The organism is Sphingomonas cavernae, from assembly GCF_003590775.1.
Lineage (GTDB): Bacteria > Pseudomonadota > Alphaproteobacteria > Sphingomonadales > Sphingomonadaceae > Sphingobium_A > Sphingobium_A cavernae.
In genome coordinates this window covers 111,764-126,100 of record NZ_QYUM01000002.1, presented here as the reverse complement: position 1 = coordinate 126,100, position 14,337 = coordinate 111,764, and the positions used below count along the sequence as shown (strand labels likewise).

The 14,337-nt window shown below is 63.8% G+C and carries 12 protein-coding genes and 1 tRNA gene; 6 read left to right on the top strand and 7 right to left on the bottom strand.

Features of this window, described 5'->3' with window-relative positions; all coding sequences use genetic code 11:
* Nucleotides 1-11: 11 nt before the first annotated feature.
* Nucleotides 12-88, top strand: a tRNA-Arg gene (locus D3876_RS00845).
* Nucleotides 89-304: 216 nt separating this feature from the next.
* On the opposite strand, the gene D3876_RS00840 is transcribed toward D3876_RS00845, so the two are convergent.
* The 3 genes from D3876_RS00840 to D3876_RS00830 are packed head-to-tail and all read right to left on the bottom strand — an operon-like array spanning nt 305 to nt 2,395.
* Nucleotides 305-553 carry a hypothetical protein gene (locus D3876_RS00840; RefSeq protein WP_119759249.1) on the bottom strand — a complete coding sequence of 83 codons (249 nt, stop codon included), beginning with the start codon at nt 551-553 and terminating at the stop codon, nt 305-307.
* A gap of 22 nt (nt 554-575) precedes the next feature.
* Complete coding sequence (locus D3876_RS00835) at nt 576-959, bottom strand: hypothetical protein (RefSeq protein WP_119759248.1); 384 nt, start codon at nt 957-959, stop codon at nt 576-578.
* A gap of 44 nt (nt 960-1,003) precedes the next feature.
* Nucleotides 1,004-2,395 carry a M28 family metallopeptidase gene (locus D3876_RS00830; protein WP_238475176.1) on the bottom strand — a complete coding sequence of 464 codons (1,392 nt, stop codon included), beginning with the start codon at nt 2,393-2,395 and terminating at the stop codon, nt 1,004-1,006.
* Nucleotides 2,396-3,261: 866 nt separating this feature from the next.
* On the opposite strand from D3876_RS00830, the gene D3876_RS00825 reads away from it, so the two are divergent.
* Nucleotides 3,262-4,491, top strand: coding sequence for a serine hydrolase domain-containing protein (locus D3876_RS00825; RefSeq protein ID WP_119759247.1), 1,230 nt, complete (start codon nt 3,262-3,264; stop codon nt 4,489-4,491).
* 18 nt (nt 4,492-4,509) lie between these two features.
* On the opposite strand, the gene D3876_RS00820 is transcribed toward D3876_RS00825, so the two are convergent.
* From D3876_RS00820 to D3876_RS00810, 3 genes are read right to left on the bottom strand one after another with little or no spacing between them, the layout of a single operon-like run.
* On the bottom strand, nt 4,510-5,367 hold the full coding sequence (locus tag D3876_RS00820; RefSeq protein ID WP_119760855.1) for an SMP-30/gluconolactonase/LRE family protein: 858 nt from the start codon (nt 5,365-5,367) through the stop codon (nt 4,510-4,512).
* Nucleotides 5,368-5,396: 29 nt separating this feature from the next.
* The gene (locus D3876_RS00815; protein WP_119759246.1) at nt 5,397-7,193 is read right to left on the bottom strand and encodes an IlvD/Edd family dehydratase; all 1,797 of its coding nucleotides are present in this window, start codon (nt 7,191-7,193) and stop codon (nt 5,397-5,399) included.
* 11 nt (nt 7,194-7,204) lie between these two features.
* Nucleotides 7,205-8,299: an aldose epimerase family protein gene (locus tag D3876_RS00810; RefSeq protein WP_238475280.1), complete on the bottom strand. Its 1,095-nt coding sequence runs from the start codon at nt 8,297-8,299 to the stop codon at nt 7,205-7,207.
* Nucleotides 8,300-8,480: 181 nt separating this feature from the next.
* On the opposite strand from D3876_RS00810, the gene D3876_RS00805 reads away from it, so the two are divergent.
* A complete protein-coding gene (locus D3876_RS00805; RefSeq protein WP_119759244.1) occupies nt 8,481-9,788 on the top strand; it encodes a sugar MFS transporter in 1,308 nt (435 codons plus the stop codon).
* Between the two features lie 89 nt (nt 9,789-9,877).
* Here D3876_RS00805 and D3876_RS00800 read toward each other — a convergent pair whose 3' ends face one another.
* Entirely contained in the window at nt 9,878-10,645 is a 768-nt protein-coding gene (locus D3876_RS00800; protein WP_119759243.1) for a FadR/GntR family transcriptional regulator, read from the bottom strand.
* 106 nt (nt 10,646-10,751) lie between these two features.
* Between D3876_RS00800 and D3876_RS00795 the strand changes: the two genes are divergently transcribed.
* The 3 genes from D3876_RS00795 to D3876_RS00785 all read left to right on the top strand — a co-directional run bounded on the left by D3876_RS00795 (nt 10,752) and on the right by D3876_RS00785 (nt 14,333).
* Nucleotides 10,752-12,320 carry an aldehyde dehydrogenase (NADP(+)) gene (locus D3876_RS00795; protein ID WP_119759242.1) on the top strand — a complete coding sequence of 523 codons (1,569 nt, stop codon included), beginning with the start codon at nt 10,752-10,754 and terminating at the stop codon, nt 12,318-12,320.
* Between the two features lie 91 nt (nt 12,321-12,411).
* Nucleotides 12,412-13,404 carry an AraD1 family protein gene (gene araD1, locus D3876_RS00790; RefSeq protein WP_119759241.1) on the top strand — a complete coding sequence of 331 codons (993 nt, stop codon included), beginning with the start codon at nt 12,412-12,414 and terminating at the stop codon, nt 13,402-13,404.
* Between the two features lie 2 nt (nt 13,405-13,406).
* Nucleotides 13,407-14,333 carry a Gfo/Idh/MocA family protein gene (locus D3876_RS00785; protein WP_119759240.1) on the top strand — a complete coding sequence of 309 codons (927 nt, stop codon included), beginning with the start codon at nt 13,407-13,409 and terminating at the stop codon, nt 14,331-14,333.
* Nucleotides 14,334-14,337: the final 4 nt, after the last annotated feature.

Sequence of the window (14,337 nt, the reverse complement as noted above, 5' to 3'; positions counted from 1 at the left end):
ATTCTAGGTTAGCGCCCGTAGCTCAGCAGGATAGAGCATCAGATTCCTAATCTGGGGGCCACAGGTTCGAATCCTGTCGGGCGCACCAAGTAAACCACGGAAAACCAACACCTTAAGAGCCCGGCGCTAACTCCGCCGGGTTTTTTCATGTTCTATTTGACGGTACACGGTGAATTACGTGGAGTTACGCGGAGTTACGCGGAGTTACGCGGAGTTACGTCAACGCACATCGACGCACGCGGGGTTACGGTTTTTTCTCGACGGTACATGAAAAGAACATGAAATCGGGCGAATCGTCCCCCGGCTAGGCGCTTTCCAGCGCCGCGATCCGACCGCGCAAATGCTGAATTTCGAGAACAAGCATCGGGACAAGCTTGCTCGGGTCGACCCCCCAATAGGCTATTTCGGTTGCCGGGTCTGGAGCGGGCGGCGCGTCTGGGGCATCCGGTTCGGCGGGCGGCTCCGTTCGCGGAACGGTGCCGTCATTGTTGATCTGCTTGTCATCGCCCGCCGTGACCGCGCCGGGCTCATTGGCGTTCCCCTTTGTCCGCATCGGGTCGCGATCATTCCGGACGTTAACGTTCGTATTTCCCAAAAGCGGCGACGATGTTCCAGATTACGCCGTAGATATTGATAGCCGTGCCAATGGCCCAGGCCCCGAACGAGTGGTACCCCTCCAGCCCGATACGGAAATAGCTGACGATGTTCACCAATACGCCGCCGAAGGCCAGCACCGGGATGGCGATCGCCATGGCTATGCGGTAGGGCTTTTCCCTATACCTGACACCGAAAACGTACACGCAAAGCGCGTAGACCACGAACGCTGCCGCCGCTGGAGCCGGCGGAGCCTTGCTCAGCCCTGCCTCGCCTCCCTGAATCCGGATGAAGCTGACGGCCAAATAGATGAGCCCGAGCAGGGCGTAAAGGAACTGCAGTTTCAACAGGGTGCGTAGCGTCACGGCGCGCCAAACTCCTGACTTAGCATCGCATGACCATCCCGCGGCTACTTGCGTTCATCCGCGCTGGCGTCGCGTGCGGCGCGATACTCCGAATCCGGTGCCCAGTTCGGCCAGGTCGTCGCGTTGGCGAGGTCGCTGCCGAGCGTGTAGATGATCTGCAAATCACGCGCCATGCCAGTAAACGGCCAGTCGGCATGCCATTCGTCTGACGGCTGGTGATAACTGTCGCGAAAATAAGCAGAACTCCATGCCTTGGTCGCTGCAACACCGCCGTCGATGCGGTCGCTGCCCGAATTGAACCAGAACGCCGGCACACCACGCTGGGCGAATGGAAACTGGTCGCCGCGGAAGAAGAAGCCTGCTTCGGGCATGATGTCAGGTGAGTAACGCACGTCCCACTTCGCTGCGAGGGCGCTCAACTGGTCGAGCAGATCGGATTTGGCGTCGCCAAGGACGCTGAAGTCGCGCGTCGGACCAAATGGTTGAAGCGAGTCGACATTGATCACCGCGACCGTCTGGGCCAGCGGATAAAGTGGCTTGGACGCATAATATTCCGCGCCCAGCAGGTTTTTCTCCTCCGCGGTGGTGTAGAGAAACACCAGCGAGCGTGCGGGCTTCTGCTTTGCCTGGGCGAAAGCGCGGCCCAGTTCGAGCAAGGCCGCTGTGCCAGTCGCATTGTCGAGCGCACCGTTGTAGATGCGGTCGCCCTTGGCGTCGGGCTCGCCGACGCCCAAATGGTCCCAGTGCGCGCTGTAGATCACCGTCTCGTTCGGGCGCTGGCTACCTTCGAGGCGGCCGACGATGTTGTGCGTGGTGATGACCTTGGCATCGACGGTGTAGTCGGCGCTGAGGTTCGCCCTGAGATCGATTGGCTTGAAGTCGCGCGTTTGCGCCTGCTTCTTCACTGCATCGAAATCCAGACCGGCCTGCCTGAACAGAGCCACCGCGAGGTCGCGCTGAATCCAGCCTTCCAGCGGCACATGCGCCGATTTGGGGTCGTCGCGCACCATGTCGTACAGGTCGTGGGTGTAGGAATTCTTCACCGTCTCCCAGCCGTACGCGGCCGGCGCATCCTCATGGACGATCAGCAGGCCTGCGGCACCCAAGCGAGCGGCTTCCTCATACTTGTAAGTCCAGCGGCCGTAGTAGGTCGCGGCCTTGCCGCCGAAATCGCCTTGACCGGTTTCGAAATCGGGATCGTTGATCAGGACCACCAGAATCTTGCCCTTGACGTTCAGGCCCTTGAAGTCGTCCCAGTTGCGCCCCGGCGCCTTCACGCCATAACCGGCGAACACCAGCGGGGCGTCCTTGACGGTGACGTGCGTGTCGCCGTTCAGCGCGGGGCGCAGCGCGATCTGTTGACCCTGCGTCAACGCCTGCGACTTGCCGCCGATATTGAGCGACACGGTGGGCGTGCCGGTGATCTCCGCGCGCAACAATGGGACCGCCTGCGTCCAGAGGCGCTTGCCGTCCTTGAGATCGCCGCCAGGCTGCAGGCCGTCGGCCTGAAGCCGCGCAGAGATATGCTCGATAGTCTTGATTTCGCCGGGCGTTCCGGGACCGCGACCTTCGAACGCTTCTGACGAGAGGGTTCTTACCTCTTCTGACAAGCGCCTGGGATCGAATGTCGGCGCTTGGGTATGGGGGGACGCCTTGTCCTGCGGCGCGTTGCAGGCCGTGACGCCCACGCATACGATCAGGAATAGTGACCATAGGACGCGCCTGCATGCATTGAAATCGTGCGTAATGCACGACATGCGCGTGCTGCTCGCGCGTTTGACGCGTGGAATCTTCGTGCGACTGTTGAAGTTCAGATGTCCCATATACCCTCCACATGGCGGTGCGCGGGCTTATCGGCTGTAGTGAGAAACGCATCGTTACAAGGCGGTCCGCGTCGTTCACGGACATCGTCTTTCGGGATAGTGAGCCAAAAGACTATTGTGCTGACGGATCAAATCCTATCGGGAAAAACCCTGAGCAAAGGCACGTCCGCTGCCGCGAGCGGCGCACTTTTACCCGTCGCAGGGCTAAGCGGCACTGCGATGCGGCGTAAGCCAGTAGCCGGCAACAAACAGCGGCCCTATAGTAGTTCTAACGGCGAGACGTACTCGTTATGTTTATCCAGGGTGGGGCACCAACCCTTGCAAGTGATGGTGGCTGATTTTTGGCCGCTTCTCGCTTCACCCGGCAGAAGAATCAGGCACTGGGCGACGAATTGGCAGCAGGAAGATTTCCAGTTGTCAGGTGGATAAACCCTCCGCCAAGGTAGCTCAGTCACCGAAAAGTACGGGGGAAGATCACCATGTCGCGTTGGCTCGCTGCCACATTGCTGCTTGCTGCTTCGCAGATCGCCGGCCCGGCTGCGGCTGGCGAGCGCTCCTTCGAGGCAGCGCTGAGCGACTTTCGCAAGCTTCACCGCACCGAAATGCGGCGTTCCGGCATTGCCGGAAGCAGCTTCTACGTCGTGCGCGACGGTCGCACCGTCGTCGCCGATCATCTGGGCGAGCAGGACGTCAATGCGCACGTCCCCGTCGATGCCCAAACCATCTATCACTGGGCATCCATCACCAAGACCATGACCGGGATTGCGATCATGCAACTGCGTGATCGCGGACTGTTGACGCTCGATGATCCCATCATCCGCTACGTCCCCGAACTCGCCACGGTGCATAACCCATTCGGCGACGCGAGCGCGATCACGCTGCGCCATTTGATGAGCCACAGCGCCGGGTTTGGGGGTCCCACATGGCCCTGGCGGGATCACGACTGGCAGCCATTCGAACCCAAGGTCTGGACCCAACTCGCGGCGATGCTTCCCTATACCGAGGTCCAGTTCCGGCCCGGGACGCGTTTCAGCTATTCCAATCCCGGCATCGTCTATCTGGGGCAAGTGATCGAGCGGCTTTCGGGTGAGGATTTCGAAGTCTTTATCGACAAGAACATCTTGAAGCCGCTAAGCATGCACGCCAGCTATTTCGATCGCACGCCGCCGCATCTCCTGCGCTACCGGTCGCACAGCTATTACATCCGCGAAGCCAAACGTGTCGCGGCGCCATTCGACGTCGATACCGGCGTGACCGTGTCGAACGGCGGGCTCAACGCGCCGTTGCCCGACATGGCGAAATATCTGGCCTTCCTGCTTGGCGATACGACGCGACAATCCGCGTACGACCTTGTCCTGAAGCGATCCTCGCTCGAGGAGATGTGGCGGCCGCAAATCGCGGCGGGCGAAGACTTCACGCAAGGTCGCATGACCGAGACGACGCAAAGCGGGCTTTCCTTCTTCATCGACCAGGGCCAGACGGTACGCATCATCGGGCACAACGGCGATCAGAACGGCTTCCGTGCCTATCTCAGCCTGTGTCCGGACCAGCGCGTCGGCAGCCTGCTCGCGTTCAACACGGAAACGCGCGCCGTTGAGAACAGCGCCGCCAACCGCTCGACCGCCGAATCGCGTATCGCGTTGGCCACCGATCGTTTATGCGAGGCGTTGGCGAAGCCACCGGCGGCGGATGTTAAAGCAAACGACTGAGCGTCTTCCGCTCGGGATTCAGCCGCCGAAGTAATGAGTCGGCAGGCCGCGGATTCCGCAGTCAACCTCGAAGAGCGCGCCGTCATGGGGGCCCTCGGTCAGCCCCGTGGCAGCCGAGGTGACGAACATGCGGTCGAGATCAGCGCCGGCGAAGGTTATGTTGGTGACCTGACGGGCGGGCAGGGCGATCGAACGGCCGAGTGCGCCGTCGGGCGTGAAGCGGCTGATGCGTCCGCCGCCCCAATGCGCTACCCAGAGATGGCCTTCCGCGTCCACGGTCATGCCGTCGGGACATCCATCGGCTTCAGCGAAATGGATGAAGGGCTGGCGATCGACGATCGCACCGTCCTTGCTGCGTGCAAAGCGGTAGATGACGCGGCGGCCGGTATCAGCGTGGTAGAGCCAGCGCCCGCAATCGGAGAAGGCGGGGCCGTTGGGCACGCGGTAGCCGCTGTCCAGGCGTGTCCAGCGGCGGTCAGGATCGAAGCGATAGAGCGAGCCGCTGTCCTGTTCCTCGGCCATGTCCATCGTACCGCACCAGATGCAGCCATGAGCATCCGCTTTGCCGTCGTTCATGCGATTGCCGGGAAATTCCGGCTCGGGATCGCCGATCGGGCGGATGGCGAACGGGGCGAGATCGATTTCAGCGAACCCGCTCTTGAAGCCGCCGATGAAGCCGCCGCCGATGCGTTCGACCACCCAGCCGAGCGGCTCGGACATTGGCCAGCGCGTGACCGCGCCGGTGGAGAGTTCCAGCCGGTTCAGCGCCGGGCCAAGGATGTCCACCCAGTAGACCGCATTGTCACGCTCCGACCACAGGGCGCCTTCGCCCAACTGGTCGCGCACGTCACGCGCGACAATCGTCCATTCGGCCATGATGCTCCCGCCTTGTTCGCCGCCCGCGATCAATGATTGTCGCGCGGCAGGCCCTGGGTCTGCGCGATGCGCTGGTATTTCTCCGATCCTTCGAGGATCGCGCCGCTGTCCATTTGCCCGACAATCGAACGCTGGATCTCCTGCCACGGCGTTTGCGACGCAGGATAGGCATAGCCGCCCGCCGCTTCCAGCGCGCTGCGACGATCGGCCAGCTCCTCCGCGGCGATCAGCACGTCGACCGTGCCCTTGTTGAGGTCGACGCGGACGCGGTCGCCCGTCCGGAGCAGCGCGAGGCCGCCATTCGCCGCGGCCTCGGGGCTCGCGTTCAGGATCGAAGGGCTCCCGCTGGTGCCCGACTGACGGCCGTCGCCAACACAGGGGAGCGCACCGATGCCTTCGGTGATCAGATAGGCGGGCGGGCGCATGTTGACGACTTCCGCCGCACCCGGATAGCCGATCGGCCCGGCGCCGCGCATGAACAACAGGGTTTCAGGCGTGATGCCGAGCGCCGGGTCGTCGATGCGATGGTGATAGTCCTCGGGCCCGTCGAAAACGACAACCGGCCCTTCAAAGGCATTGGGATCGTCGGGATTGGAGAGGTAGCGCGTGCGGAAAGCTTCGTCGATCACGCTGGTCTTCATGATCGCGGCGTCGAACAAATTGCCCGAAAGGACGAGGAAGCCGGCCTCCTCCCTGAGCGGCTGATCGAAACGGCGAATCACGCGTTCGTCCTCGATTGTGGCATCGCGGCAATTCTCGCCCATCGTCTGCCCATTGACCGTCATTGCCTGCTCGCGGATCAGGCCCTGGCCCATCAACTGGGCGACCACGGCGGGGACGCCGCCGGCACGATAGTAATCCTCGCCGAGATACTCGCCGGCGGGTTGCAGGTTGACCAGCAGCGGCACCTTGTGCCCCTTGGTCTCCCAGTCCTTGAGCGGCAGTTCGACCCCGATATGGCGCGCGATCGCGGCGAGGTGGATCGGCGCGTTGGTCGAGCCGCCGATCGCGGAGTTGACGACGATCGCGTTGTGGAAGGCGTCAAGCGTCAGGATGTCGGACGGCTTGAGGTCCTCGGCCACCATCTCGACGATGCGCTTGCCGGTCAGATAGGCGACTTCCTGCCGGTCGCGATAGGGAGCCGGAATCGCCGCCGAGCCGGGCAACATCATGCCCAGCGCTTCGGCCAGGCTGTTCATCGTCGTCGCCGTACCCATGGTGTTGCAATAGCCCGTCGACGGCGCCGACGAGGCGACTAGCTTGATGAAGCCGGCATCGTCGATCTCCCCGGCGGCGAGCATCTGCCGGCCCTTCCAGACGATCGTACCCGAACCGGTCCACTCGCCCTTGTGCCAACCGTTGAGCATCGGGCCCACCGACAGCGCGATCGCCGGAATGTTCACGGTGGCCGCTGCCATCAGGCAGGCAGGCGTCGTCTTGTCGCAGCCGGTCGTCAGCACCACGCCGTCGATCGGATAGCCGTAGAGCGCCTCGACGAGACCGAGATAGGCGAGGTTGCGATCAAGCCCCGCGGTCGGACGTTTGCCGGTTTCCTGGATCGGATGGACCGGGAATTCCAGCGCGATGCCGCCCGCCTCGCGAATGCCCTCGCGGATGCGTTCGGCGAGCACGAGATGATGACGGTTGCACGGCGAAAGATCGCTGCCCGTCTGGGCGATGCCGATGATCGGCTTGCCCGAGCGCAATTCCTCCAGGCTGAGGCCGAAGTTCAGGTACCGCTCCAGATAAAGCGCGGTCATGTCGATATTGTCGGGGTTGTCGAACCAGGCGCGTGAACGGAGCCGGGGCGTGGAAGTGTCGGTCATTGGGTATCCGTTCAACGGGTCGTGGACAGGCGGTAGATCATCACGTGCCGGTAAGGCTTGCCGGGGTCCACGCGCGCGGAGAGAAAGCTTGGCTGGTTCGGGGCGTCGGGGAATTTCTGCGGCTCGAGCGCGATACCGTCGCCCATGCGGTAGACATGTCCCTGCTTGCCAATGAGCGTGCCGTCGAGAAAGTTGCCGGCATAGAACTGAACGCCCGGCTCAGTGCTGAGCACCTCGAGCACGCGGCCCGATTGCGGATCCTCCAGCTTGGCGACGAGTTCGGGCGCCTTCGTGAGCCCCTTGTCGAGCGCGAAATTGTGATCGTAGCCGCGGCCGAAACGGATCTGCTGATCGCGGCCATCACGGATGCCGTCGGCGACGCGACGGGGGGTGCGGAAATCGAACACCGTGCCTTGCACAGGGCGTAGCTCGCCCGTCGGGATCAGCCTTTCATCGACCGGTGTGTAGGCCTTGGCGGGGATCGTCAGCAGATGGCCGGTGGCGCCGTCAGCCGATCCTTCGCCGGCCAGGTTGAAGATCGCATGGTTGGTCATGTTGACGACCGTTGGCTTGTCGGTCTTCGCGTCGAAGGCGATGGTCAGTGCGCCGGCTTCGTCGAGCGAATAGGTGACGGTGGCGTCGAGCTTGCCGGGATAGTCCGAATCGCCGTCGGGGCTGCTGTAGGACAGCACCAGCGTCGCGGTCGGACCGCTCTTCGCTGACACGACTTTCCACGCGACCTTGTCGAAGCCCTTGCCGCCGCCATGCAGCGAATTGGTCTTGTCGTTGAGCGGCAACTGGTAGGACCGACCTTCGATGGTGAAGCGGCCTCCGGCGATGCGATTGGCGTAACGGCCGACCGTCACGCCGAAATAATTGGGATGGTCGACATAGGCGGCGAGGTCGTCATAGCCGAGCACGACATCGGCGGTCTTGCCGGCCCGATCCGGGGCGACGAGCGATTGCAGCGTCGCGCCGTAGGTGAGGATCGTCGCCGACACGCCGTGACTGTTGCTGAGCGTGATCGCCTCGATCGCGGTGCCATCCTTGAGTGTGCCCGCGGGCACGCGGTTGGCCTCGGTGGCGAGCGCTGCGGGGCCCGCCATCAGTGCAGTCGCCAGACAGCCCAGCGCCGCACTCGTCCTGACCAGCCTTCGCATTTCTATCCCTCCCGGTTATGGGCGCCCATTGACGCAATCTTGCTCTGCATATAGTCCGACAAAATAAACAAGCGCAAGCCGTGTCGGCAATGATCGCGGACGGGGCATAAATCTGGAGAAGGGTGGCATGGCTTCACCGATATCGACGTCCGCAACACCGGCCGCAGGGCCGGGAATGGAAGGCACGAGCTACCGCTCGGCGCTCACCCTGCTCGCGAGCCTCTTTTTCATGTGGGGCTTCATCACCGTCATCAACAACACGCTGCTGCCGCATCTGCGCAGCGTATTTGACCTCAGCTATACCCAGACAACACTAATCGAATCGGTCTGGTTCATCGCGTATTTCGTTGCCTCGATTCCCTCGGCCAAGCTGATCGAGCGCATCGGTTATCAGAAATCCCTGGTGGTGGGCCTGCTGGTCATGGCGGCCGGCTCGCTGGGCATGATGCTCGCGGCCAGCATCCCGTCCTATGGCGTCACACTTGTCATGCTGTTCGTGATCGCGAGCGGCATCACCTTGCTGCAGGTCGCCGCCAATCCTTATGTCGCGGTGGTCGGCAAGCCCGAAACCGCCTCTTCACGCCTCAATCTGGTGCAGGCGATGAATTCTGCGGGGACGATGCTGGCTCCCTTGTTCGGCGCCTACCTCATTCTCGGCCGATCCAAGGGCGGCACGGCCGAGACGGGCGTGATACTGACGCAGGCCGAGCGGCTCGCCGACGCACAGTCGGTGATCCTGCCTTACGGTCTGGTTGCCGTCGTGCTTCTCGTGCTCGCCGTCGTCATCGCGCGCTTTCCGCTGCCCAGCATGGGGGCCGCGACGATGCGCATGGCCAAGGAGGAACGCAAAAAGCATTCGCTGTGGGCGCACCGCAATCTGGTGTTCGGCGTTCCGGCGATCTTCATCTATCTGATCGCCGAAATCGGCGTCGCCAATCTATTCGTCAACTTCGTCAGCCAGCCCGACATCGCGAATCTGACTCATGAGCAGGCGGGCCGCTATCTGACGTTTCTCTGGGGCGGCATGATGGTGGGGCGATTCATTGGTTCGGCAATCATGCAGCGAATCGATGCCGCCAAGGTGCTCGCCGTCTTTTCGATCGGCGCGTTCATCGTCATGATAATCACGGTGTTTGCGCATGGCCCGGTCGCGATGTGGTCGCTCATCCTTGTCGGACTGTTCCACTCGATCATGTTCCCGACCATCTTCACGCTGGGCATCAAGGGGCTTGGTCCGTTGACCGAGGAGGGCTCTGGGCTGCTGATCATGGCGATCGCGGGCGGCGCGCTGGTCGTCGTCCAGGGCTGGCTGGCGGATATTTATGGCCTGCAGACCTCGTTCCTGCTGACCGCCGTCTGCGAACTCTACATTCTGTTCTATGCGCTATGGGGTTCGCGTCCGACACACGCCCTGCCTGACCAGCATGTCGATTGAGATGCGTCGATTCGCCCGGGTGAGCAGCTAAAAAAGGCCCCGCTTCCGTCATGGAGGCGGGGCCTTTTCCTGCAGCGCTGGCTGCGTCGTCAGCTTTGAATCGAACTGCGCGTATCCTCGAGCGCGAGGTCTATCAGCACACGCATCGCTTCGCTCGCGGCCTCGCCGTCGCTGGCGGCGATCGCATCGTAGACGCGGGCATGATCGGGGATCGGGTTGCGCGGGAGCGCTCGTGCGCGCTGCTTGAACTGGGTGGTCCAGTTGACCGCAGCTCCGATGCTTGCAGTAAGCGCCATCAGCGCGTCATTGTGCGTCGCGCGCAGTATCGCGTTGTGAAAGTCGCGATCGGCCGCGCGGCCTGCCTCGGTGGCGAGCGTATGGCGCCGCATCGCCGCCAGCGCCTCCTTCATCATCTTGATGTCCGACTTATCGCGCCGTTCGGCGGCCAGACGCGCGGCGGCGGGTTCAACGATGGAGCGCAGTTCGAACAGGTTGCGGATGAATTCGATGTCGGGTTCGCCCGCAAAGGCCCAGGCGAGCACATCGGGATCCAGCAGGTTCCAGCGGTTGCGCGGCAGGACCCGCGTGCCGGCCTTGGGGCGGCTTTCGACGAGGCCCTTGGCGGTGAGCACCTGCACCGCCTCGCGATAGGCGCTGCGCGAAATTTCTAGCTCCTCGGCAAAGGCGACCTCGCCCGAAAGCGTATCGCCGGGCGCATATTCGCCCGACAGGATCGCCGTGCCCAGCTTGTGCGCGACCGCGCCATGCAAGCGTCTGCCCGGCCCCCGCGTCTTGGCCGGCGCCTGTGCCTGGCCGCCGCCTTCCTCTGCTTCGCCCCCCACTTTGGTCTTCTCCATGATTTTCCCTCTACGCAGACAATTACCAGCGGCGACGAGATCGCGAAACGGTAAACATTGCCATCCCCGCAACGCTGTAATATGTCGGAGTAATAAGGAGACGTAAATGACTGCTGACGCCAGCTTGATCGACCGTGTGAAGCATGATGGCTTTCGTTCTGTAACCGCAGAGACGGGGCAACCTGATGGCGCGGAATTCCCGGTCCATGGCCCCGCAGATGTGGCGGTCGCCTGCGCCGCGGCCGAGGCGGCCTTCGACGCGTACCGCGCCACCGATCGCGAGAGCCGTGCCGCCTTCCTTGAGCGAATCGCCGAGGAGATTCTGGCGATCGGCGACGACCTGGTCGTTGCAGCCATGCGCGAATCTGGCCTGCCGCGCGCCCGTCTGGAGGGCGAGCGCGGCCGCACCATCGGCCAGTTGCGCATGTTCGCCAGTGTTGTGCGGAGCGGCGCGTGGCTTGGCTTGCGCGTCGATCCGGCAATGCCCGATCGCCAGCCGCTGCCTCGCCCCGACCTGCGTCTCAGGATGATTCCGCTGGGCCCCGTCGCGGTGTTCGGAGCGTCCAACTTCCCGCTCGCCTTCTCGACCGCGGGCGGCGACACTGCATCGGCGCTCGCCGCAGGCTGCCCAGTGGTGGTGAAGGGGCATCCTGCGCACCCCCAGACCGGCGCACTGGTGGCCGACGCCATCGCCCGCGCGGTGGTGGCCTGCGGGCTGCCCGAAGGTGTGTTTTCGCATCTCGTCGGTCCGGGCAACGATCTTGGCGCCGCACTGGTGCAGGATCCGCGCATCGCGGCGGTCGGCTTCACGGGATCGCGTGGCGGCGGTCTTGCGCTGCTGGCGCTGACCCAGGCTCGTCCGGTGCCGATCCCCGTCTATGCCGAAATGTCGAGCATCAACCCTGTGCTGCTTCTGCCCGAGGCGCTGAAGACGCGCGGGGCAGCGCTGGGCGCCGCCTTTGCCGGCTCGTTGACCATGGGTGCGGGGCAGTTCTGCACCAATCCCGGCCTCGTCCTCACCATAGAGAGCGAGGGGCTGGACGATTTCGTCGCGGCGGCGACGGAGGCGGTGAGCGGGGCCGATTCGCAGGTCATGCTGACCACCGGTATCCATGCTGCATATGAAAAGGGCGCCGCGGCGCTGGGCGGTAGCGCTGACGTCGAGACGCTGGCGCGCGGCGGCGAAGGCAATGGCTGCACGCGGGGTCAGGCAATGCTGTTCCAGACCACGGCCGAGGCCTTTCTGGCCGACAAGGCGCTGGGCCATGAAGTGTTCGGCGCCTCGTCGATCATCGTTCGTTGCCGCGACGAGGCCGAACTGCGCACCGTGCTCGGTGGCCTTGAAGGACAGCTCACCGCGACGCTGCACATGGACGATGCCGATGCGGAGCTTGCCGGCCGCTTGTTGCCCGTGCTCGAGCGCAAGGTCGGCCGCATTCTCGCCAATGGCTGGCCGACGGGTGTCGAAGTCTGTCATGCGATGGTGCATGGCGGGCCGTTCCCCGCGACATCGGATGCGCGCACCGCCTCGGTGGGCAGCCTCGCGATCGATCGCTTCCTGCGGCCGGTTTCGTACCAGAACCTTTCACCAGCACTGCTCCCGGCGGAACTGCGCGATGACGCGCGCGGCGACGGTGTGCCGCGCCTCGTCGATGGGGTGCTTATCGTCAACTGATCGAACGAGCGGGTCGGCATCGATCAGATGCCGGCCCGCAGTGGCAATATGACGGCGCCCGCAATGGCGGCGCCTTGAAGGGAGAGTTTTCATGGCATTGCGTCTGCTGCAACATCGCAGCGCTGATGGTGCGCGCTCGGTGATTGCCGCGCGTGGCGATACCGCCGCCTTTGTTCCGGGCGTGACGAGCATCCGCGAGCTTGCGCTGCGCGCCATCGCCGAGGGCAAGGGGCTTGCCGATGTGGTGGCCGAATGCGGTTCGGGCGCGGCCGTGGACCTTGGCGAAGAACTTACCGCCGGTCGTCTGATCTCGCCGATCGATCACGAGGATCCGGCGCATGTGCTGCTCAGCGGCACCGGCCTCACGCATCTTGGTTCCGCCGAGGGGCGTGACAAGATGCACCGTGAGGCAGCGGCGTCAGACGCCAAGACCGATTCGATGCGAATGTTCCTTGAAGGGCTCGAGGGCGGCAAACCTTCGCACGGCGAGACCGGCCAGCAGCCCGAATGGTTCTACAAGGGCGACGGGTCGCAACTGGTCGCCCCGGGCGCCGCGCTCACCATGCCTGCTTTCGCGCAGGACGGCGGCGAGGAGCCCGAACTGGCGGGCATCTACATCATCGGTCCCGATGGCACGCCCTTCCGCCTTGGCCTGTGCCTTGCCAACGAATTCAGCGACCATGTGACCGAGCGTCACAACTATCTGTGGCTCGCCCATTCCAAGCTGCGCCAGGCAGCGCTCGGTCCCGAACTGCTGGTGGGCGACCTTCCAGAGCATGTAAAGGGCGCAAGCCGCATCCTGCGGGACGGCAAGACATTGTGGGAAAAGCCCTTTCTTTCGGGCGAAGCGAACATGTCGCACAGCTTCGCCAATCTCGAGGCGCACCATTTCAAATATGATCTGTTCCGCCGCCCCGGCGACGTTCATGTCCATTTCTACGGCACGGCGACGCTGTCGTTCTCCGATGGTGTGCGGACCGAGGAAGGCGATGTGTTCGAGATCGAGGCCGCGCCGTTCACACTGCCGCTGCGCAATCCGCTGGCGCGCGCCGACAAGGCGATCGTGACCGTCAAGGCGCTCTGATCATGGACCCGATCCGCATCGCCGTCGTCGGCATGGGCAAGATCGCGCGCGACCAGCATTTGCCTGCGATCGCCGGCAATGCCGCCTTCAGCCTCGCCGCGACGGTCAGTCCGCGCGATCCGGGCGTTCCCGGCACTCCGCATCATCGCAGCCTCGAGACGCTGCTGGATGAGGGGCCGGCGGTGGACGCGGTTGCGCTCTGCACGCCGCCGCAGGTTCGTTACGACCTCGCCGCCATGGCGCTCAAACGCGGCATCCATGTCTTTCTCGAAAAGCCGCCGGGTGCGACACTGGCCGAAGTGGCAGCGCTCAGCGCGCGCGCCGACAAGGTGGGGGCGACGCTGTTCGCGGGCTGGCATTCGCGCTTCGCGTCCGGGGTCGCCCCCGCACGCGCCTGGCTGGCCGAACGCAGGATCGAGAGCGTTTCGGTCATCTGGCGCGAGGATGTCCGCGTCTGGCATCCCGGCCAGGCGTGGATCTGGGAGCCCGGCGGGCTCGGTGTGTTCGATCCGGGCATCAATGCGCTGTCGATCATCACCCATATCCTGCCGCGTCCCTTCTTCCTGAAATCGGCGACACTCGTCCTTCCCGCCAATCGCGCTGCGCCCATCGCTGCCGATATGGAGTTTCGCGATACGGCCGGCGCACCGATCATCATGGACCTCGATTGGCGGCAGACCGGACCGCAGAGCTGGGACATCATCGTCGAGACCGATGCGGGGACGCTGAAGCTCTCCAATGGCGGCGCGGTGCTCTCGATCCCCAGCGGCACGGAGCATAACGAGGATCATGAGTATCCCGGTCTTTATGGCCGTTTTTCCACATTGATCCGCGGTGGCCGCAGCGATGTCGACACCGATCCGCTGCGCCTGGTGGCCGACGCCTTCCTGCGCGGACGGCGCGAGATCACCGACGCGTTCCACGATTAAGATT